Here is a 19,200-nt window from a genome sequence, read left to right as displayed (position 1 = left end):
CCCAACGGGCGCTCACAGCAGACCGGGCGCGGCTGACCGCCAGTTGGTCGCCGACTGGCCGCCAGGTGAACCCTGCGGGGAGACCGGGACCCGCCCGGGATACGCGATTCACCGACCCGGTCCCGCCGGAATCGACAGGATTGTCTGGTGCGCCGGTTCCTTCGTCACCCCGTCCGGCTGGTGCCGTTCGGTTTCCTGGTGGCGATCGCGATCGGCACCGGCCTGCTGATGCTGCCCTGGGCCACCAGCGCGCACCGGCACACCCCGCTGGTCACCGCGCTGTTCACCGCCACCTCGGCGGTCTCGGTCACCGGCATGGCGGTCACCGACACCCCGAACTACTGGAACGGGTTCGGACTGGTGATGATCACCGTGCTCACCCAGGTCGGCGGGCTGGGCATCCTCACCGGCGCGGCCCTGGTCAGCCTCGCGGTCACCAGGCAGCTCGGACTGCGCAACCGGCTGCTGGTGCAGGCCGAGACCGCCGAGTACGGCTTCGCCGACCTGCGCCGCCTGCTGCTGCGCATCGCCGGCACGGTGTTCGGCTGCGAGCTGGTGATGACCGCGGTGGTGACCGCCCGGCTCCGGCTCGCCTACGACTACTCCCCGGGCCGGGCGCTGTGGTCGGGGACGTTCCACTCGATCCAGGCGTTCAACAACGGCGGCTTCACCCTCTACACCGACGGCCTGGTCGGCTTCGCCCGGGACCCGTGGGTGTCGCTGCCGCTGGCGTTCGGCGCGATCGTCGGCGGGCTGGGCTTCCCCGCGCTGTTCGAGGCGTTCCGTCAGCGTCGCCGGCCGGGCCGCTGGGCGGTGGCCACCAAACTGACCGTCTGGGGCAGCGTGGTGCTGGTGGCGGTGGGGTTCGTCGGGCTGCTCGCCACCGAGTGGGACAACCCGTTCACCATCGGCACCTACGACACCCCGGACAAGCTGCTCGCCACGTTCACCCAGATCGCGCTCAGCCGTACCGGTGGATTCGACGTGATCGGCGTGGCGGCGCTCCGCGAGGAGAGCTACCCCCTGCTCATCGCCCTGATGTTCATCGGCGGCGGCAGCGCCAGCACCGCCGGTGGGATCAAGGTCTCCACGTTCTTCCTGCTCGGTTTCGTCATCTGGGCGGAGCTGCGCGGCGAACCGGACGTCACCGTGGGCCGCCGCCGGATCGCGGTGGCCAGCCAACGCCAGGCGTTGACGGTGGCGCTGCTCAGCGTCGCGCTGGTGACCGCCGGCACGCTCGGCCTGACCGTGCTCACCACCGACGTCCGGTTCAACGCGACGCTGTTCGAGGTGACCTCGGCGTTCAGCACCGCCGGGCTCACCGTCGGGCTCACCCCGCACCTGCCCGCGTCGGGGGAACTGGTGCTGACCGTGCTGATGTACATCGGCCGGATCGGCCCGCTCACCCTCGGCTCGGCGATCGCGTTGAACACCCGACGCCGGCTGTACCGCTACCCGAAGGAGCAACCCGTTGTCGGCTAGGGACGAGGGCGGCGGCGACATCGCCGTGATCGGGCTGGGTCGGTTCGGCTGCCACCTGGCCGGGGCGTTGACCCGGCTCGACCACCGGGTGCTCGCCGTCGACCGTGACCCCGACCGGGTGCAGCGCTGGTCGGTGTCGCTGGACCGGGTGGTGCAGGCCGACGCCACCGAGGAACAGGCGCTGCGGCAGCTCGGCATCGGCGACTTCACCCGGGTGGTGGTCGCCATCGGCGCCTCGGTGGAGGCCAGCGTGCTCACCGTGCTGGCGCTGACCGAGGTGGGCGTACCGCAGATCTGGGCGCGGGCGACGTCCCGCAAGCATGCCAAGATCCTGGCCTCGGTCGGTGCCCACCACGTGGTCTTCCCCGAGGCGGAGACCGGGGAACGGGTGGCCCACCTGATCGTCAGCCGGATGCTCGACTTCATGGAGTTCGGCGACGACTTCGCCATCGCCAAGGTGCCGGTTCCGCCGCCGCTGGTCGGTCACCGGCTGCGGGACCTGGCCGTGCAGGAACGCTACGGGGTGCTGGTGGTCGGCGCGAAACCGGCCGGGGAACGCTTCCGGTACGCCGACCCGGACACCGTGCTCGGGCCGGGCAGCATCCTGATCGTGGAGGGCGGGATCGCCCAGGTGCAGCGGTTCGCGGCCCTACGCTGACCGCGCCGCCCGCACGCCGACCCGGCGACCGCGGCCCCCGCCAGCCACGACGGGGCCGGCACGCCCGACCACCGCCGGGAGCCGGCGTCCGGCCTCAGCCCCGGGGCCCCTTGCCGGGACCGCCACCTGCGCCCTTGCCTCCCTTCCCGGTCACTTTCCCGCTTTTCCCGGTGCCCCACCCGGCCCCTTGCCCGCCGCCGGGCCGGGCCCCTTGGCGGGCTTCTCGGCCTTCGGTTTGGGCTTCGCCGGCCCGGCCGCGCCGGAACCGCCCTTGCCTGACGACTTCGCCGGTTTCTTGGCCGCCGGCTGCTTGGCCGCCGGTTTCTTCGCCGCCGGGGGCTTCACCACGGGCGCGCTGCCGGCCACCCCGGAGACCCGTACCCCGCAGCTCGACTCGCCGACGGTGAACGCCAGCGGCAGCGGGTTGCCCCCGGTGTACCGGCCGGTCAGCGCGACCTTCTCCGACGCGCCCGGGGCCAGCGCGGCCTTCCCGGCCGCCGGGGTGACCCGCACCAGGCGTCCCTCCTGGCGTATCCCGGGGGTGGTCGTGGTGACGGTCTGCTGACCGGGGAACGCGAAGCTCATCGTCCAGTCCCGCAGCTCCCGGGGACCGGTGTTGGTAAGTGTGACCTGGGCGGCGAAGTCCCTACCGGAGTCGCTGCGCAGCGCGTACTCGACCTCGCACGGAATCGTCTCGGGCAGCCCCATCCGGGCCTCGGTGGGCCGGTCGACGCCGCCGCTGGCCGGGCTGCGCGAGGTCACCCCCCAGATGGCCGCGGTGACGGCCACCAGGCTCGCGGCGGCCACCCCGGCCTCGATCCGCCGGCGGCGGGCGGCGGCCCGGCGGGTGCGGGTACGGCCCGAGAAGGGCAACGCGTCGGTGTCGGCCGACCAGGGCAGGATCGTGGTGCCGGCGTTGGCGAGCAGGGCCGGATCACCCCGCCCGGGTGCCGGCGAGACGGGCACCGCCGCGACCATCCCGGCCGCCCCGGCGAGGGTACGGGCCACCTCGGCCGTCGCCGGCCGGTCCTCGGGCCGCTTGGCCAGGCAGCGGCCGACCAGCTCGACCACCTCGTCGGGGAGCCCGCGTACCGGGGGCATCGGCTCCGGGTCGTGGTACATGTGCGCCCGCAGCATCTGCGTGGTGGTGCTGGCCTGCCAGGGCAGCCGCCCGGTGAGCATCCGGTAGAGCAGCAGCCCGACGGCGTACACGTCGGTGGCCGGGGAGACCTGGCCGTTGTCGAGGCGTTCCGGGGCGAGGTAGGCGGGGGTGCCGAGCAGTGCGCCGTCCGGCCCCTTCTCGCTCTCCCCCACCAGCGCCGAGATGCCGAAGTCGACGACCTTCACCCCGGTCGCGGTCAGCATGACGTTGCCCGGGGTCACGTCCCGGTGCACCACCCCCCGGGCGTGCGCGGTGGCCAACGCCGAGGTCACCTCGGCGCCGATGGTCACCGCCTCCCGCCAGGGAAGCTGCCCGTCGCGGCCGAGCCGCGCGGTGAGCGGGCCGCCGTCCACCAGCTCCATCACCACGTACGGCACGGTCAGCCCGACCTGCTCGGACTCGCCGTAGTCGTACACGTTGGTGATGTTGGGGTGGCAGAGCCGGGCGGCGGCCTGCGCCTCGATCCTGATCCGGTGCCGGAACGCCCGGTCGCTGGCCAGCCGCGAGGCGAGCACCTTCACCGCGACCTGACGGCCGAGCACCTGGTCGTAGCCGCGCCACACCACGGACATGCCGCCCGCGCCGAGCTGCTCGATCAGCCGGTACCGCTCACCGAGGAGCTGGGCGGCGTTCCGGACTCCTGCACCCATGGTCGACCGAGTTGCCCGGGACGGCCCGTCCTACACCTCGATGGTCGTAATCGGTCAGGAAAGTCACCCGATCAGGCGGTCGCGAGGAGTTGGTCCACCGGGGCGTAGTCGTCGGTCAACACCAGCGCGCCGTCGACGAACCGGGTCACCTCGCTGCCGGCGAGCATGTCGGGGATCTTCGCCACCGTGCCCAGCCGGGTCCGCAGCGCCTCCAGCGGCAGCGGGGCGTCCGAGGCGACGATGAGGAAGTTGCTGCCCTGCCGCCCGGCGATCGCCTCCGGCGGCGCGACCAGCGCCAGGTGCCTGAACTCGGCGGCCACGGTCGCCAACTCCGAGCGGATGAACCGGCCCGGCGGGTAGTCGATGACGTTCTGCACGTAGATGCCGCCGGGGCGGAGCACCCGGTCGACCTCCGCCGCCATCTCCCGGGTGGCCAGGTGCCACGGCACCACCAGGTGCCCGAAGGCGTCACCGACGATCAGGTCCCGGCTGTCGGACGGCTCGCCGCCGACCAGCATCCGGGCGTCGCCCACCTCGGCCCGCAGCCCCGGCCCGGTCCGGACGCCCAACTCCCGCCGGTCCAGGTCGACCAGCTCACCGTCGATCTCGAAGACCACGTTGTCGGTGCCCGGCCGGGTGGCGCTCAGGTAGCGGGGCATGGTGAACCCGCCCCCGCCCAGGTGCAGCGCGTCCAGCCGCTGACCCTTCGGGGCGAGCACGTCGGCGACCGCCCCGATCCACTGGGTGTACTCGTACTCCAGGTGCGTCGGGTCGTCCAGGTCGACGTACGAGTGCTGGGCCGAGTTGAGGTAGAGGGTGCGCCCACCGGCCCGGTCCGGATCGCGTTCCACCCGGGCGCAGTGGTAGGCGGTCTCCACGTCGCACGGATTCGGCGCGACCGCGCTCAGCCCCGCCGCGACCAGCCCGAGCACCGCCAGGGTGGCCTTCGCCCGGGTCGGGCCGGGCAGCCCGCCGGCCTCCTGCCGGCGCAGGTAGACCCCGAGCGCCAGCCCGGCCACGCCGAGCGCCGCCGCCAGCCCGATCAGGATGACCGTGCTGGGCAGCGCCGCCACCAGCACGAACCCGGTGACCAGGGTGGCGGTGATGCCGCCGAGGGTGCCGATGCCGGACAGCCGGCCGACCACCTGCCCGGTACGCCGCAGGTCGGACAGTTGCAGCTTCACCACCAGCGGGGTGACCGCCGACAGCAGCGCCGCCGGCACGAACACGGCCAACGCGGTGAGCAGCAGGATGCCGCTGACCGCACCGCCGCGCAGCAGCTCACCGGCGTACCGGACCACCGGCAGGGTGACCGCGGCGGCGATGCCGGCGAGGATCAGCGCCGGGGCGAGCAGCCCGCGCGGGTCCCGCCGGTCGGCCAGCCAGCCGCCCGTCCACGCCCCGTACGCGATGGCCGCCAGCGCGATGCCGATCACCGAGCTGGTCACCTGGAGGGTCACCCCGACGTACGGGCCGACCAGGCGCAACGAGACCGTCTCCAGCACCAGCACCGCGCCGCTTGCGAAGAAGACCAGGAACGCGGCGAGCCCGTTGGGCAGGGCCCGGGAGGGCGTCGGCGCGGAAGGCGTCGGAACGGTCACGACGTCGGACGATGAGCTGCTCACCGTCGCGATGCTACGTCCCGTTCCTGGGGCGGAGGATCAGTACATCGAAAGATGAACATGGTTTGTGTGGTCGGCGGCCGGGCTGCCCGACCCGCTGTACGCCCGCCAGCCGGTGTTCGGCATCCAGATCTGCCGATACCAGATCACGTAGAGCACACCGAGCCGGTTGGCGTTGTTCTTGAAGTAGTTGGCCAGGCTGTCGCCGTACGCCTTGTCCCCGCCGGTGGCCGTCTCGTCCTTGAAGCCGCTGGTGGCGGCCGAGAAGTCGCAGGCCCGCCCCTTGGGGTGCTCGCCGCCCCCGCCGCTGCGGTGGCAGGAGACGTACCGCTTGTAGCCGGCGGCCTTGGCCTGCTGCATGGCGTGCAGGGTGCGCGGGGTGATGCAGCCGGAGGTGGTCGGGTCGTTCACCGAACACGACTCGCTCGGCCACGACCCGTCGGAGTTGCGCGGGGCCGGCTTCGCCGAACTCGACCCGCCGCTGAAACCGGCGCTGCTGCCCGAGCTGACGGTGGCCAGGGCGCGCTCGGCGTCCCGCTTCTTCTTCGCCAGCGTGGCAAGCTGCTTCTGCTGCTCACGGACCTCGGCGTTGATCGCGATCGTGGCCTCGGCGGCGGTCTGCCGGGCCTCGGCGAGCGCGCGGAGCTGCTTGCCGTCCCGCTGGGCCATCATGTCCAGGTCGGCGGCCCGCTTGAGGAACGCCTCCGGGCTGGCCGTGTTGAGCAGCATCGACGTCGGCGTCAGCCGGCCCACCCGGTACGACTGCGCGGCCACCTCGCCCACCTGGGTGGTCAGCTCACCCAGCCGCCCCTCGACCTCCTTGAGCTGGGCGGCCAGCGCGCTCTGCCGCCGCTTGGAGGTGTCGAGCTTGGCCTTGGCCTCGATGTGCCCCTTGGCCGCCGCCGTCAACGCGTCCCGCAGCTCCTTGGTGCCACCCTCGCCGGGCTCCGCCGCGGCGGGCACCGCACCGACGCCGAGCAGCAGCGCCACCGCAGCGAACAGCACGGTCAACGGCCGGGTCAGGTTGGTCCTGGGCACGGAGGTGTCCTTCCCTCTGCCGCCGACGCCCGACCGTGGGGCCGGTGCGGCGGCGGTCCCGCCGGCCCCGGTTGGCGGCCTGGGGGCGGAGACCGCCGGTCACATTACCGCAATCACGCCCGGTCACCAGGCCCGTGACGGCACCGGACGGCGACCCTCGACCGGGAGTGTCGAACCGGTAGCCGAGGGTCCACCGCCGTCGATCCCTGAGACGGTGGAGCCGGCGGCGCGGCCCGCTGCGGCCCCGGAGCCGGACCGGCGGTTCAGTCGCCGAGCAGGGCGGCCCGGACCTCGTGCCAGGTCTGCTCGTCGGAGGCGACCAACAGACCCGGACCGTCGTCGGCCGGGTGGTACTCGGTGCCGTCGAACCGGCGGGCCACCCCGCCCGCCTCGCGCACCAGCAGCGCGCCCGGGGCATGGTCCCAGGGCAGGGTCCGCCAGAACAGGACGAACTGCTGGTCACCGGTGAGCAGGTCGAGGTACTCCCGCCCGGCGCAGTGCTGGCCGGGCAGCAGCTCCCCGATCCGGCCCTCGCCGGCCGCCACCCGGTCCCGGGTGGCCCGGGGCAGGTACTGGACCATCGCGGTGCCGCGCAGCCGGTCCGGCGGCAGGACGGGGGTCTCGCGTACCGGCCGGCCGTCCAGCCGGGTGCCGGCCCCGGCGCGGGCCACGGCCATCGTCCCGGCCAGCGGGTCGAACACCCAGGACGCGGCCGGCTCACCGTCGGAGAGCAGGGCCACCATCAGCGCGAACGGTCGCCGTCCGGCGGCGAAGTTCCCCGTCCCGTCGACCGGGTCGACCACCCACACGTCGCCGTCGCCGCGCAGGTGACGCAGCAGCGACCCGTCCTCGGCCACCGCCTCCTCGCCGACGACCTGGGAACCCGGCAGCAACCGGCGCAGCTCCGCCGAGATCCGCTCCTCGGCCCGCTGGTCGGCGACGGTGACCAGGTCGCCCGGAGCCTTCTCGGTGACGTCGGCGTCGTCCAGCTTGCGGAACAGCGGCAACACCACGCTCGCCGCGGTCTCCCGCAGCAGCGTGTCGACGTCGTCGAGCAGGTGGTCAGCCACGCGGCGGCAGCTTGACCACGCTGACGAAGAACTCGTCGATCTGCCGGACCACCGAGATGAAGCGCTCGAAGTCCACCGGCTTGGTCACGTAGGCGTTGGCGTGCAGCTGGTAGCTGCGCAGGATGTCCTCGTCGGCCTGGGAGGTGGTCAGCACCACGACCGGGATGCGCCGCAGCTCCTCGTCGTTCTTGATCTCCTCCAGCACCTCCCGGCCGTCCCGGCGGGGCAGGTTCAGGTCGAGCAGGATCAGGTCGGGGGTCACCGCGTCCGCGTACCGGCCCTCGCGCCGCAGGTAGGCCAGCGCCTCGGCGCCGTCGGAGACGACAGTCAACCGGTTGCGGAGCTTGTGCTCCTCGAACGCCTCCTGGGTCATCAACACGTCACCCGGGTCGTCCTCGACCAGCAGGACCTCGATCGGGCTCTTGCCGTCCGCCGGCGCGGTCATCCCACCCTCTCCTTCGTGCCACCCGTCGTGCCGTGCCCCGGCGGCCCGCCGGGTGGGTCCTCGTCCTGCGTGCCGTCCGGTTGCCGGCCGACCGGCGTCGGTCGGACCGCCCCGTCGGCGGTCTCCCCGACCGGGTCGGGGGCGGCGTCGTCGGTCGCCGCCGGGCTCTCCGCATTGGCCGGCGCGTCGGTGTCCCCGGCGGCCGCCGCCGCGTCCGCCTCGGCCGCCGCCTTCGCCGCCTCGACGTCCTCCGGGCGGGCCGGCAGGGTGAACCGGATCGCCGTCCCCTCGGCCTGGTCGGTGTCGACCCAGACCCGACCGCCGTGGTACTCGACGATCTTCTTGACGATGGCCAGGCCGATGCCGGTGCCAGGGTAGGCGTCCTTGGCGTGCAGCCGCTGGAAGATCACGAAGATCTTGTCGGCGAACTCGGCCTCGATGCCGATGCCGTTGTCCTGGCAGGTGATCTCCCACTCGTCACCGACCAGCCGGGCCGAGACCCGCACCTTCGGCGCGACGTCCGGGCGGCGGAACTTCACCGAGTTGCTGACCAGGTTGACCAGCAGGTTGGTGAGCAGCGGCTCCTCGCCCCGGATCACCGGCAGCTCGCCCCAGGTCAGCTCGGCGTCGGCGTACTGCCGGCCCGGCTCGGTCTGGCTGGCCACGTCGCCCATCACCTTGTTCAGGTCGACGTCGACGAAGCCGGTGGTGAGCCGGCCGATCCGGGAGAACGCCAGCAGGTCGTTGATCAGGCGCTGCATCCGCTGCGCGCCGTCGACCGCGAACGCGATGTACTGGTCGGCCCGCTCGTCGAGCTGCCCCGCGTACCGGCGTTGCAGCAGCTGGCAGAAGCTGGCCACCTTGCGCAGCGGCTCCTGCAGGTCGTGCGAGGCGACGTAGGCGAACTGCTCCAGGTCACGGTTGGACCGGGTCAGCTCCTCGGCCTGCTTCTGCAACTGGCTGTTGACCCACTCGATGTTCTCCCGGGCGGCCCGCACCTCGGCCAGGTCCTTGGCGATCTTCTGCCGCATCACGTCGACGTCGTCGGCGAGCCGTAGGAACTCCGGCGGCCCCGACCCGGCGATGTGGTGCTGGTAGTCACCGGCGGCGACCTCCCGCACCTGCTGCGCCAGGCCGGTCAGCGGCCGGATCACCATCCGCTCCAGGGAGAGCAGCATCAACGTGCCCGCCAGGACGACCACCACCGCCGCGACGATCAGCAGCATCACCAGCATGTTGCCGGTGCGCTCGATGTCCCGGGCACCCTTCTCCCGCTCGGTCAGGATCGCCGTCTGGAGGTCACCCACCGACGCCCGGATCTCGTCGAACTGCTGCCGGGCCTGCGCGGTGATCAACGCCTGGCCGGCGGCGGTGCCGCTGCTCGCGGTGGTGGTGATCACCGGCTCGGCCACCGTCCGCCGCCAGTCATCCGCCTGCTGCTGCGCCGTGCGCAGCGCACCCGCGATCGCCGGGTAGTCGCGGCTCAGGTCGGCGATCGTGGCGGCCACGTCGCGCTCCTGCTGCACCCCCTGCTCGTACGGGGCCAGGTCGGCGCGGTTGCCGCTGACCGCGTACCCCCGGATGCCGGTCTCCTGGTCGAGCAGCGCGTTGAGCATCTCCTGACCCTGCACGCGCAGCGGGCCGGTGCGGGTGAGCAGCGCGTCGGTGTAGGCGCGGTTCTTCGCCGCCACCACCGCCTCGGCCACGGCCAGCCCGACCAGCAGCACACCGACCACGGCCAGCAGCGCCAGCACCCGGCGACGCAGGGTCCACCCCCGGCGGTACGTGTTCACCGGCCACCGCCCCGGGTGACCAGCAGCATGGCGACGTCGTCGGCGAGCGGCCCCCCGTTGATCTGCTCGGCCCGGCCGACCAGCCAGGCGGGCAGCTCGGACAGCGGCACGGCGTGGTTGGCGCGCTCCTGGAGCAGACCGGTCAGCCCGTCGACGTCCAACCGGTCGTCGCCGTCACCCACCCGCCCCTCGATCAGGCCGTCGGTGTACATCAACAGGGACCAGTCATCGGTGTCGAACTCCAGATCGAACGCGACGGGACGGCGGGGTCGTACGCCGAGCAGAAGGCCCCCGCGGGCCGGTACCGGCGCGACCTTGCCGCCGGACAGCAGCAGCGGCGGCGGGTGGCCGGCCAGCCGGACGACGGCCCGGTTGGCGGCCAGGTCGAGCCGGGCGGTGGCGACGGTGGCGAAGATCTCCTGGAGCCGACGCTCGCTCATCAGCACCTGCTCCAGGGCGGGCAGCACCTCGTCGTCGGGCACCCCGGCCAGGATCAACGCCCGCCAGGCCACCCGCAGTTCGACCCCGAGCGCGGCCTCGTCCACCCCGTGCCCGCAGACGTCGCCGACGATCAGGTCGACCCGGTCCGGCCGGGTCTGCACCACGTCGAAGAAGTCCCCGCCGATCAGCGCCGCGTGCCGGCCCGGCCGGTAGAAGGTGTGCACCGCCACCTCGTCGGTGGTCATCAGCGGCTGGGGCAGCAGGCCCCGTTCCAGCCGGGCCGACTCGGCCTGGCGCAGCTCGACCTCGCGCAGCCGGCGGGCGTTCTCGTCGGCCCGCTTGCGTTCCACCGCGTAGCGCAGGGCGCGGGTCAGCAGCACCCCGTCGACCTGCCCCTTGACCAGGTAGTCCTGGGCGCCCTCGGCGACCGCGACGATGCCGAGGTGCTCGTCGGAGCGGCCGGTCAGCACGCAGACCGCCGCGCCGCTGGACATCTCCAGCACCCGGCGCAGCCCGTCCAGGCCCTGCGCGTCGGGCAGCCCGAGGTCGAGCAGCACGCAGTCGACCCCGGCGATGCGCTGCCGGGCCTCGCTGAGGCTGGTGGCGACCAGCAGGTCGATCATCGAGTTGGTCTCGGCGAGCAGCTCACCGACCAGGAAGGCGTCGCCCTCGTCGTCCTCGACCAGCAGCACCCGCAGCCGTTCACCCGGCGGCAGGTTGGGGTGCGGCCCCAGCCCGCCGTGCGGGTACGGCGCGACGGAGGACCCGGCCGAGCCAGGCCCCCGGTGCGACCGGGTCACCGCCGCGAGACGCGGGAGTTCGCTGGTGATGTCGGGCTCCTTCCGAGTGCCCTGCTGATCCTGTATTAGACAACGGTCGCACACAACACGGTCCGCCCGGTCCGGGCGTTCCCGGGCAAGGCCGTCACCAGGTGAGCGTCCGGTCAGCGCCGCGCGTCACGGTTCGGTTCCGGTACGCCCCGGCCGCGCCCCGTCGGGGGCAGGATGGTGCACCACCTCCGCACCACCTCCGAGGAGTTCCCGTGGGCGCACCCCCCGCCTCCGCCGCCGACCGGGCGCTGGCCCGGCCCCGGCGTCGTCCGCTCGCCGCCCTGGCCGCCCTGCTGGCGTTGGTCGCGGTGGGCGCGGTCGTGCTGGTCACCCTGGCCACCCCGACACCCCGGCCGGTCGACGCCCCGGCCGACGAGTTCAGCGCCGGGCGGGCGTACCGGACGGTGCAGACGGTGGCGCAACGGCCGCACCCGGCCGGCAGCGCCGCCAACGACCAGGTCCGCGAGCACCTGGTCGGGGTGCTGAGCGGGCTGGGCCTGGAGACCGAGGTGCAGGACACCGTCGCCCCGGAGGCCGGGCAGCTCAGCGGGGCGGCCGGCGGGGCCACCTTCGCCCGGGTCCGCAACGTGGTGGCCCGGCTGCCCGGGACCGCCTCCACCGGCCGGGTCTTCCTGGTGGCGCACTACGACTCGGTGCAGACCGGCCCGGGTGGCAACGACGACGCCGCCGGCACCTCCACCGTGCTGGAGGTGGCCCGCGCGCTGGCCGCCGGCCCCCGCCCCCGCAACGACGTCGTGTTCGTGCTGACCGACGCCGAGGAGGCCTGCCTGTGCGGGGCGGCGGCGTTCGCGGCGAGTCACCCGCTGGCCGCCGACGGCGGGGTGGTGCTCAACCTGGAGGCGCGGGGCTCCACCGGCCCCGTGATCATGTTCGAGACGTCCCGGAACAACGCCGAACTGGTGGCCGCCTTCGGCCGGGGCGCACCGCATCCCGTGGGCACCTCGTTCGCGGTGGAGATCTACCGGGCGCTGCCCAACGACACCGACTTCACCGCCTTCCTCGACAACGACTTCGTCGGGCTGAACGCGGCGTACATCGACGGGGGCGCGATCTACCACACCCCGCTGGACACCCCGGCGGCGATGGACCGGGGCAGCCTCCAGATGCACGGCGACAACGCGCTCGGCCTGGCCCGGGAGTTCGGCCGCGCCGACCTGACGGCGCTGCGCGCCGGCCACGACGCCACCTACTTCCCGGTGCCGGGCGGGCTGGTCCGCTACCCCGGCTGGCTGACCTGGCCGCTGGCCGCCCTGGCGGTGCTCGGGGTGCTGGTGCTGGGCTGGCTGGTCCGGAGCACCGGGCGGGCCGGGGCCGGTCGGCTGGCCGCCGGGTTCGGGCTGGCGCTGGTGCCGATCGTGGCCGCCCCGGTCGCCGCCCAACTGCTGTGGGCGGGGATCACCGCGCTGCGCCCCGGCTACGCCGAGCTGCTCGACCCGTACCGGCCGGTCTGGTACCGGCTGGCGGTGGTGGCGCTCGCCGCCGCGATCCTGCTCGTCTGGTACGCGTTGACCCGCCGCCGGGTCGGCCCGGCGGCGCTCGCCGTCGGTGGGTTGGGCTGGTTGGCTGTGCTCGGGGTGGTGCTGGCGGCGCTGGTGCCCGGCGGGGCGTACCTGGCCACCCTGCCGGCGCTGGCCGGCGCGCTCGCCGGCCTGGTGGCGCTGCGTACCCGGATCGACGGCCCGTGGCCGGTGGTCGCGGTGACCCTGGCCGGGGCGGTCGCCGTGGTGATCCTGCTGCCGACGGTGGTGCTGCTCTTCCCCGCGCTGGGGATGGCGATGGGCGGGGTCGCGGCCCTGTTCGCGGTGCTGCTGGGGCTGGCCGCGCTGCCGGTGCTCGACCTGCTGCACCCGGCGGCCGGCGGCCAGCGCGGCCTGGTCGCCGCCCGGGCCCGGCGGCTCGGCGCGCTGCCGACCGTCGCCGCCGCGCTGGCCGCCACGGTGTTCGCCGGGGTCGGCCTGGCGGTCGACCGGTTCGACGCCGACCATCCGGTCCCCACCCATCTGATGTACGCCCTGGACGCCGGCACCAACGAGGCGCAGTGGCTCACCCGGGAGGCGGACCCGCAGCCGTGGACCGGCGGGTACGTCGACGGCCCCGCCGCCGTCGACGGCTTCCCCGGCCTGGGCGACCCGGACCTGCGCGGCGGCCCGGCACCGGCGGCGAACCTGCCCGCGCCGACGGTGCAGGTGCTGGCGGACACCACCGCCGGTGGGCTGCGCACCCTGCGGCTGCGGCTGCTCCCCCAGCGCACCGTCCGGCTGGCCACCCTGCACGTGGACGCGACCACCGCCGAGGTGACCCGGGCCGAGGTGGCCGGCCGGGAGGTGCCGGTCGAGCGGCAGCCGAGCGTCGAGGAGGCGAAGGCCGACCGGTGGGGCTTCGGGATCGTGTTCCACGCCCCGCCCGCCGACGGGGTCGAGATCACCCTGACCGTGGTGCCCCGGGCGGGGCAGGTGGCGGTGCGGGCGATGGACGCCAGCGACGGGTTGGCGGGGCTGCCGGGGTTCCGGGAGCGGCCGGCGGGGGTGGGGGTGGTCGGGTCGCACACCTCGGAGATGCTGGCGGTCGCCCGCACCTATCCGTTCTGACCGGTGCGCCGGCACCCGGGTGGTCGACCGGGTGCCGGCGGCTTCAGGTGCCGCGCACGTGCCGGTAGAGGACCCGCAACTCGGACAGGTTGTGGTCGACCACGCCGAGTTCCTGCCCGGAGACGGCCTTGCGGAGTCGGGTGGTCTCCTCGGCGCTGCTGGGAGAGGTGCCGTACCTCTTGTTGGCCTCCTCCCGCTTGCCGGCGCGGTAGGTGTAGTAGGCGTCGACCCGCTGGACACCGAGGTTGTCGGTGCACTGCTGGATGTAGTCCCGCGCCTTGGCCAACATCGGGGCGACCTGCGTGTCGACCGGCCTGTCGGACTTGAGCAGGAACTCGTGCTTGGCCGACCCCTGGGTGAGCAGGAACGCGTGCCGCTCCCAGTCGATCTCCAATGAGAGGTAGGAGACGATCGCGTTGCCCGCCCCGAACGCGATCAGCTCGACTTGGGCGAGCAACCCGTCCCTGATGCTCCTCATGATGATCTCCAGGGCGGACTTCGGTGCCCGTACCGCGCTGGCGATCTCCCGGGCGACGTGGGCGATCACGTTCAGCCGGACGAGCACCACCACCTCCGGGTCCACGTCGACGGAGACATCGATCTCGTCGTCGTCCTCGTCGTCCATCACTCGCCACCCGCTCGGAAGAAGGTGAGGCGCCGCCGGGTCACGCCCCGCCGCTGCAACGCGTCCTCGATCTCGTCGATCGTCACCCAACCACCACCATTGGCGTACCGCCGCTGCGCCTCGACGATGCCCAACTGGGGATGCTGCGAGACGAAGTCGAAGATCTTGTCCCCGAGACACTCCACCAGGGCGGACGAGATGGCGGCGACGGAGAGTCCCTGGTACCGGGAGGCGAGCTTCTCGACCTGCTCGACGGTGAGTCCGGGTACCCGGCCCTGCAACGCCGAGAAGATCATCTCGACCCGTTCGCTGACGGTCGGCTCCCAGGTGAAGACCCGCATCCGGCCCGGCCTGATCAGCGGCCCGTGCAACGTGGACAGGTCGTTGGTGGTGAGCACGATCGGGAACCGTCGGGTCGTTTCCACATCGCACATCCGTACGTCGTCCGCGAGGTTCATCAGGAACCCCGTCAGCAACTGTGAGTTCACCGTGTAGCGGGCGTTGGCCGCCCGGCCGGCCGGGCTGAGATCGAAATCCTCCAGCACGAGCACCGGATAGCTGTTCTCGACTTCGGCGTGCCGGGCCGCCCGCTTGTACAGGGAACGCAACTGCTCCACCGGTCGCCCCTCGGAACGCCCGCCCAACTCCGACGAGGAGAATCGGAATGCCACGAAGCCGGCGTTCCTGAGGGCCGCTGCGGTCTGGAACGACTTCCCGTCGCCCGGAGGACCGACCACGGCCAGGATCAGCGGATAGTCGTCCAGACACGAAACGGCGAAGCAGTGAGCGACGATGGCCTTGCGAAATCGCTCCGGTACGGTCACGCCGGGTCTACCTCCTCGTTCCGCATCTTCCGATAGGTGAACGTGTCACCCTGCTGGAGCATGAAGTTGGCGTCGGTCAGCAGCGCGATCTGAAGGTCCCGCTCCGACATCCCGGCGTAATCGCCCTTACGCTCGACCAGGGGCAGCACCTGCTGACCCGGCGGCGGCGTCACTCTGGGGGCCACCGGAGCGGACGGCACCGGCCGGTCGGGCGACGGGGTGGGCGGCACCGGCCGACGGGGCGTGGCGGCAGACCGGCGGGACGTGGCGGTAGGTGGGACCGGCGTGTGGGCGGCGGGCCTGTTCCCCCGGACGTGCACCGTCGGCGTCGTCGGCGCGGGCGGCGCCGCCCGCTCGGCCTTGACCGCCTTGACGGTGTATACGCCGGTGACGATCGCCGCCAGTACACCGAGCGCAGCGACTGCTATCTCTACCATGTGGACCACTCCAGGGCCGAGGTCCGGTAATTCTATGGAGATCCATGCAGAAACCAGTATGGCCGGACGGAGCAACGTCGAAAGCCGGCCCGGCCCGCCCGGTGCCCGCTCGGTCACGTACCGACGGCTCGGTGGCCACCCCCTACCGGGCAGAATAGACGGAGCAATTACTGTCAATCCGGATCGCGACAAAAGGACGGTGAAACCTCCCCGGACTGTCGATGCCCACCTCACTTCCGGCAAAGGTGGGCGAAATAGCGGCCGAATTCCTCTCGGCCCGGGTGACGGAGCGGTTTGACGTCCCTCTGGTCGAGGAGGCGCAGCACCTTCGCCCGCACCTGGCCGTCCGGCGGGGACGGATAACCGGTCGCCGGGGCCGGCGGGGCGGACTAGGGTCCGCAGGATGCGGCTGGAGAAGGTCACCCCGGAGAACTACGAGGCGGCGCTCAAGCTGTCGGTGCGCCCCGATCAGGAGGATCTGGTCGGGCCGGTGGTCAAGTCACTGGCCGAGGCGTACGTCTTCCCGGACATCGCCTGGCCGAGGCTGATCTTCGACGGCGACCGGCTGGTCGGCTTCCTGATGGCCTTCCTCGACTACGCGTGGGGCGACAACCCTGATGACGTCCGGTCCGGCCTCTGGAAACTCAACATCGCGGCCGACGCCCAGGGGAAGGGTTACGGGCGGTTCGCCGTCGAGGCGGTGTGCGCGGAGATCCGCGCCCGGGGCGGCAACCGGGCGTACGTCACCTGGGTGCCCCGCGAGGGTGGGCCGGAGGACTTCTATCTGAAGCTGGGCTTCCGGCCGACGGGCGAGCAGAGCGAAGGGGAGACGGTCGCCGTCCTGGACCTCTGACAGCGTCTTGACGCCCGCATCACTTCCAGCGGAAGTGGACGAAGAGGCGGCCGAAGTTCTTGGAGTCCTTCTCGACCCGGTGGTAGAGCTGCTTGACGTCCTTCTGGTCGAGGAAGCGCAGCACCTTCTTCTTGAGCTGACCGGACCCCTTACCAGGGATGATCTCGACCAGGGTGGCCTTCTTCGCCACCGCCTCGTCCATGATCCCGCGCAGGGCACGGTCGATGTCGTGGCCCTTGTTGAAGATGTCGTGCAGGTCCAGCTTGAGCTTCATCCCGCCTCCCCCACCTGCGCAGCCGCCATGGCAGGCCCATCGTAGGCCGGCACGCGGCAGAGCGATGCTCAGGCTTCGTCGGGCAGGTTCGGCCGGTGCTCGCGGATCCAGGCCTCGATGTCCTCGGTACGCCAGATCCGACCGGTGGCGAGCGACTCGTAGGGCTTCGGCCAGTCGGGGCGCTTCATCAACTGCTCGACGCGTTGCCTGCTCACGCCCAGCCTCATCCGGATCTCGTACGCGCCCATGAGATGCCGGCCCATGAAAGGGAGGCTACCGGGGCACGCCTCGCCACTCTCAGCGACGAGCGATCAGCCTGATACCTACCCAGCGGCCGAACTCAGGAGGGATGTTCCTCGTCGTCCGCCTCGCCGAGGTGGGGGCGGTGTTCACGGATCCACGCCTCGACCTCAGCCTTCAGCCACACAGCACCCATCCCGAGCCGGTCGTACGGCTGGGGAAAGTCGGGCCGGTCGATGATCTGACGGGCCCGTTGTCGGCTGACGCCGAGCCGCGTCGTGATCTCGCCCGCCCCGTAGAGGTGGCGTGGCACGGCGCGAGAGTAGCCAGACCGCCAGTGGTCAAACCGCAGCTAGTCAGACTGCATCTTGTCTAATGCACACCTGCACCTTGACAAGCAGCGAGCAGGCCCACACGCTGGACTGATGTCGCAGCAGCCCGCACGACCCGCCCGTCCCCCACGCTGATGGCCGACGCCATGGAGAGCCCGATGGATCTCAACCGCACCAGCGTCGGCGGACCGCACGACCGGTTCGTCACCGGAACTCGACGAAGCTCGAACGCCTCGCCGGTGCATGCCCGCCCAGGCGGGGCTGTCCGGCCACACGTACCGATGCGGCCGCTCTGGCTGTGCCGGGTGTGCGCCGCTCCCTGGCCGTGTCAGCCCGCCCGGCTGCTGCTGATCCTCGAATACCGGCGGGACCGCGTCGGGTTGTCCATCCACATGGCCGGGCAACTGTTCGACGCCACCGGTGACCTGGCCACCCTGAACCCGAACGCCGTCCCGCCCCCGGCCGAGCTGTTCGACAGGTTCCTGGCCTGGACCAGACGCGGAACCGGGCCGGGGGAAGGCTAGAAGCCCTCCCCGGCCCGGTGCGGTCTGCGAATCAGCGACCGTTGCCGACCCGGCTCTCCACCCGGCGCAGCGCGGTCACGTAGTCGTCGTTCGTCGAGTGCATGGCCGCCGCGATGCGCAGGTGGCGCAGCGCGTCCGGGTAGCGGTTCAGCCGCTCCAGCGTCCGGCCCAGCACGTGGTGGGCGTAGTGGTCGCTGGGGTCCCGGTCGACCAGTTCCCGCAACTGCTCCTCGGCGCGGCCGAGCTGGGCGGTCTGGAAGTACGCCCGAGCCAGCAGCTGACGTACGGAGGAGTTGCCGGGCTCGGCCGCCACGATCGGCTCCAGCAGCCGGACCGCTCCGCTCGGGTCACCCATCTCGAAGTACATGGTCGCCCGTCGGTACTCCGCCAGAAGATCCATCCCGACCCACCCCCTCGCGTCACGTCGCCATTGCTCCGACGCTGGCACAACACCGGGCGTACCGCGAGTGTTCCTGGGGGTCGACTTGTGGCTCAGGAGGCCGGCTCGTCCCGTTCGCCGGTCAACTGCCAGGCCCGGACACCGCCGACGATCCCGGCCGTGTTGGGCACGATCACCACGTCGTCGCCCATCCGGGCCACCTGTTCGGGCCGGATCAGCCGCGAGTTGCCGCCACCGAGATAGAGCCGGTCCCAGCGGAACACCGGCCGCAGCCCGTCCACCACCTGCCGGATCCGTCGGGACCAGAAGGCGTCGCCGAGCCGCCGCCGCTCCGGCTCCCCGACGTACGTGTCGTAGGTGGTGCCCCAGCGGACCGGGGCGTGCGACAACTCCAGGTGCGGGGCGAGCCGCCCACCGTCGAAGAGCGCACTGCCCAGCCCGGTGCCGAGGGTCAGCACCAGCTCGCAGCCGGTCCCGGCGACCACCCCGGCACCGTGCACCTCGGCGTCGTTGAGCACCAGCGCCGGCATCCCGAACGCCTCGGTGACCGCCCGCCGCGCGTCGTACCCGGACCATTCGGCGAGCAGGTCGGGGTCGACGCGGCTGCGCGGCCCGGACCGGGTCACGTAGTGCGGCGTGGCCACCACGACCCCGTGCCGGATCATGCCCGGCATCCCCACCGTGACCCGGTCCGCCGGGGGCAGCCGGCCGGCCAGCTCCAGCAGCGTCTTGACGAACAACCCGGGTGGCAACGGGTACGGGGTGTCCACCCGGATCACCGACGCCCGCAGGGTGCCGTCCCCGTCCAGCACCGAACCCTTGATGCCGCCGCCCCCGCAGTCGACCGCCAACGTCAATCCCACACCCCCACCTTGCCCCACCCACCCCCGT

The 19,200-nt window shown here is 72.5% G+C and carries 20 protein-coding genes; 5 read left to right on the top strand and 15 right to left on the bottom strand.

What is annotated here, in order from left to right:
• Positions 1–147 precede the first annotated feature (147 nt).
• Both B5D80_RS16270 and B5D80_RS16265 read left to right on the top strand, forming a co-directional pair.
• Positions 148–1,482, top strand: a complete 1,335-nt coding sequence (locus B5D80_RS16270; protein WP_088644732.1) for a TrkH family potassium uptake protein — start codon at positions 148–150, stop codon at positions 1,480–1,482.
• Complete coding sequence (locus tag B5D80_RS16265; protein WP_088644731.1) at positions 1,472–2,140, top strand: potassium channel family protein; 669 nt, start codon at positions 1,472–1,474, stop codon at positions 2,138–2,140. The genes B5D80_RS16270 and B5D80_RS16265 overlap by 11 nt, the downstream gene beginning before the upstream one ends.
• A 150-nt stretch (positions 2,141–2,290) precedes the next feature.
• On the opposite strand, the gene B5D80_RS16260 is transcribed toward B5D80_RS16265, so the two are convergent.
• The 7 genes from B5D80_RS16260 to B5D80_RS16230 all read right to left on the bottom strand — a co-directional run bounded on the left by B5D80_RS16260 (position 2,291) and on the right by B5D80_RS16230 (position 11,161).
• Complete coding sequence (locus B5D80_RS16260; RefSeq protein ID WP_088644730.1) at positions 2,291–3,952, bottom strand: serine/threonine-protein kinase; 1,662 nt, start codon at positions 3,950–3,952, stop codon at positions 2,291–2,293.
• 71 nt (positions 3,953–4,023) lie between these two features.
• Complete coding sequence (locus B5D80_RS16255; RefSeq protein ID WP_088644729.1) at positions 4,024–5,577, bottom strand: fused MFS/spermidine synthase; 1,554 nt, start codon at positions 5,575–5,577, stop codon at positions 4,024–4,026.
• Positions 5,578–5,613: 36 nt separating this feature from the next.
• Complete coding sequence (locus tag B5D80_RS16250; protein ID WP_088644728.1) at positions 5,614–6,612, bottom strand: coiled-coil domain-containing protein; 999 nt, start codon at positions 6,610–6,612, stop codon at positions 5,614–5,616.
• A 263-nt stretch (positions 6,613–6,875) separates the two neighbouring features.
• Positions 6,876–7,682 (bottom strand): inositol monophosphatase family protein, encoded by an 807-nt coding sequence (locus B5D80_RS16245; RefSeq protein WP_088644727.1) that lies wholly within the window; start codon positions 7,680–7,682, stop codon positions 6,876–6,878.
• On the bottom strand, positions 7,675–8,127 hold the full coding sequence (locus B5D80_RS16240) for a response regulator (RefSeq protein ID WP_088644726.1): 453 nt from the start codon (positions 8,125–8,127) through the stop codon (positions 7,675–7,677). Before B5D80_RS16240 ends, B5D80_RS16245 begins: the two co-directional genes overlap by 8 nt.
• On the bottom strand, positions 8,124–9,920 hold the full coding sequence (locus tag B5D80_RS16235; RefSeq protein WP_088644725.1) for a sensor histidine kinase: 1,797 nt from the start codon (positions 9,918–9,920) through the stop codon (positions 8,124–8,126). The genes B5D80_RS16240 and B5D80_RS16235 overlap by 4 nt, the downstream gene beginning before the upstream one ends.
• Positions 9,917–11,161: a PP2C family protein-serine/threonine phosphatase gene (locus B5D80_RS16230; RefSeq protein WP_211291527.1), complete on the bottom strand. Its 1,245-nt coding sequence runs from the start codon at positions 11,159–11,161 to the stop codon at positions 9,917–9,919. The genes B5D80_RS16235 and B5D80_RS16230 overlap by 4 nt, the downstream gene beginning before the upstream one ends.
• 242 nt (positions 11,162–11,403) lie before the next feature.
• Here B5D80_RS16230 and B5D80_RS16225 point away from each other — a divergent pair, with 242 nt between their 5' ends.
• Positions 11,404–13,800 carry a M28 family peptidase gene (locus B5D80_RS16225; protein WP_088644724.1) on the top strand — a complete coding sequence of 799 codons (2,397 nt, stop codon included), beginning with the start codon at positions 11,404–11,406 and terminating at the stop codon, positions 13,798–13,800.
• 43 nt (positions 13,801–13,843) lie between these two features.
• Here B5D80_RS16225 and B5D80_RS16220 read toward each other — a convergent pair whose 3' ends face one another.
• Genes B5D80_RS16220 through B5D80_RS33385 form a run of 3 tightly spaced genes read right to left on the bottom strand, consistent with a single transcriptional unit; the run spans position 13,844 to position 15,434 of the window.
• Positions 13,844–14,425, bottom strand: coding sequence for a hypothetical protein (locus B5D80_RS16220; protein WP_088644723.1), 582 nt, complete (start codon positions 14,423–14,425; stop codon positions 13,844–13,846).
• Positions 14,425–15,249, bottom strand: coding sequence for an AAA family ATPase (locus B5D80_RS16215; RefSeq protein ID WP_088644722.1), 825 nt, complete (start codon positions 15,247–15,249; stop codon positions 14,425–14,427). The genes B5D80_RS16220 and B5D80_RS16215 overlap by 1 nt, the downstream gene beginning before the upstream one ends.
• Positions 15,246–15,434, bottom strand: coding sequence for a hypothetical protein (locus B5D80_RS33385; protein WP_158224195.1), 189 nt, complete (start codon positions 15,432–15,434; stop codon positions 15,246–15,248). The genes B5D80_RS16215 and B5D80_RS33385 overlap by 4 nt, the downstream gene beginning before the upstream one ends.
• 655 nt (positions 15,435–16,089) lie before the next feature.
• On the opposite strand from B5D80_RS33385, the gene B5D80_RS16205 reads away from it, so the two are divergent.
• On the top strand, positions 16,090–16,539 hold the full coding sequence (locus tag B5D80_RS16205) for a GNAT family N-acetyltransferase (RefSeq protein ID WP_088644720.1): 450 nt from the start codon (positions 16,090–16,092) through the stop codon (positions 16,537–16,539).
• A gap of 19 nt (positions 16,540–16,558) precedes the next feature.
• Here the strand turns inward: B5D80_RS16205 and B5D80_RS16200 are convergent, their stop codons facing one another.
• The 3 genes from B5D80_RS16200 to B5D80_RS16190 all read right to left on the bottom strand — a co-directional run bounded on the left by B5D80_RS16200 (position 16,559) and on the right by B5D80_RS16190 (position 17,366).
• Positions 16,559–16,813 (bottom strand): Smr/MutS family protein, encoded by a 255-nt coding sequence (locus B5D80_RS16200; protein ID WP_067315484.1) that lies wholly within the window; start codon positions 16,811–16,813, stop codon positions 16,559–16,561.
• Between the two features lie 68 nt (positions 16,814–16,881).
• The gene (locus B5D80_RS16195) at positions 16,882–17,076 is read right to left on the bottom strand and encodes a helix-turn-helix transcriptional regulator (RefSeq protein WP_067315487.1); all 195 of its coding nucleotides are present in this window, start codon (positions 17,074–17,076) and stop codon (positions 16,882–16,884) included.
• 77 nt (positions 17,077–17,153) lie between these two features.
• On the bottom strand, positions 17,154–17,366 hold the full coding sequence (locus B5D80_RS16190) for a helix-turn-helix transcriptional regulator (protein WP_088644719.1): 213 nt from the start codon (positions 17,364–17,366) through the stop codon (positions 17,154–17,156).
• 300 nt (positions 17,367–17,666) lie between these two features.
• Between B5D80_RS16190 and B5D80_RS16185 the strand changes: the two genes are divergently transcribed.
• Positions 17,667–17,909: a hypothetical protein gene (locus B5D80_RS16185; RefSeq protein ID WP_211291526.1), complete on the top strand. Its 243-nt coding sequence runs from the start codon at positions 17,667–17,669 to the stop codon at positions 17,907–17,909.
• A gap of 31 nt (positions 17,910–17,940) precedes the next feature.
• Here the strand turns inward: B5D80_RS16185 and B5D80_RS16180 are convergent, their stop codons facing one another.
• A complete protein-coding gene (locus tag B5D80_RS16180; RefSeq protein ID WP_088644718.1) occupies positions 17,941–18,309 on the bottom strand; it encodes a tetratricopeptide repeat protein in 369 nt (122 codons plus the stop codon).
• A 92-nt stretch (positions 18,310–18,401) separates the two neighbouring features.
• Positions 18,402–19,172 (bottom strand): ROK family protein, encoded by a 771-nt coding sequence (locus B5D80_RS16175; RefSeq protein ID WP_088644717.1) that lies wholly within the window; start codon positions 19,170–19,172, stop codon positions 18,402–18,404.
• Positions 19,173–19,200: the final 28 nt, after the last annotated feature.

Source organism: Micromonospora wenchangensis, from assembly GCF_002210435.1.
In the GTDB taxonomy this organism is placed as follows: Bacteria; Actinomycetota; Actinomycetes; order Mycobacteriales; family Micromonosporaceae; genus Micromonospora; species Micromonospora wenchangensis.
Note: the sequence above shows the minus strand (reverse complement) of the source record. Positions and strands in the feature narration are given on the sequence as shown.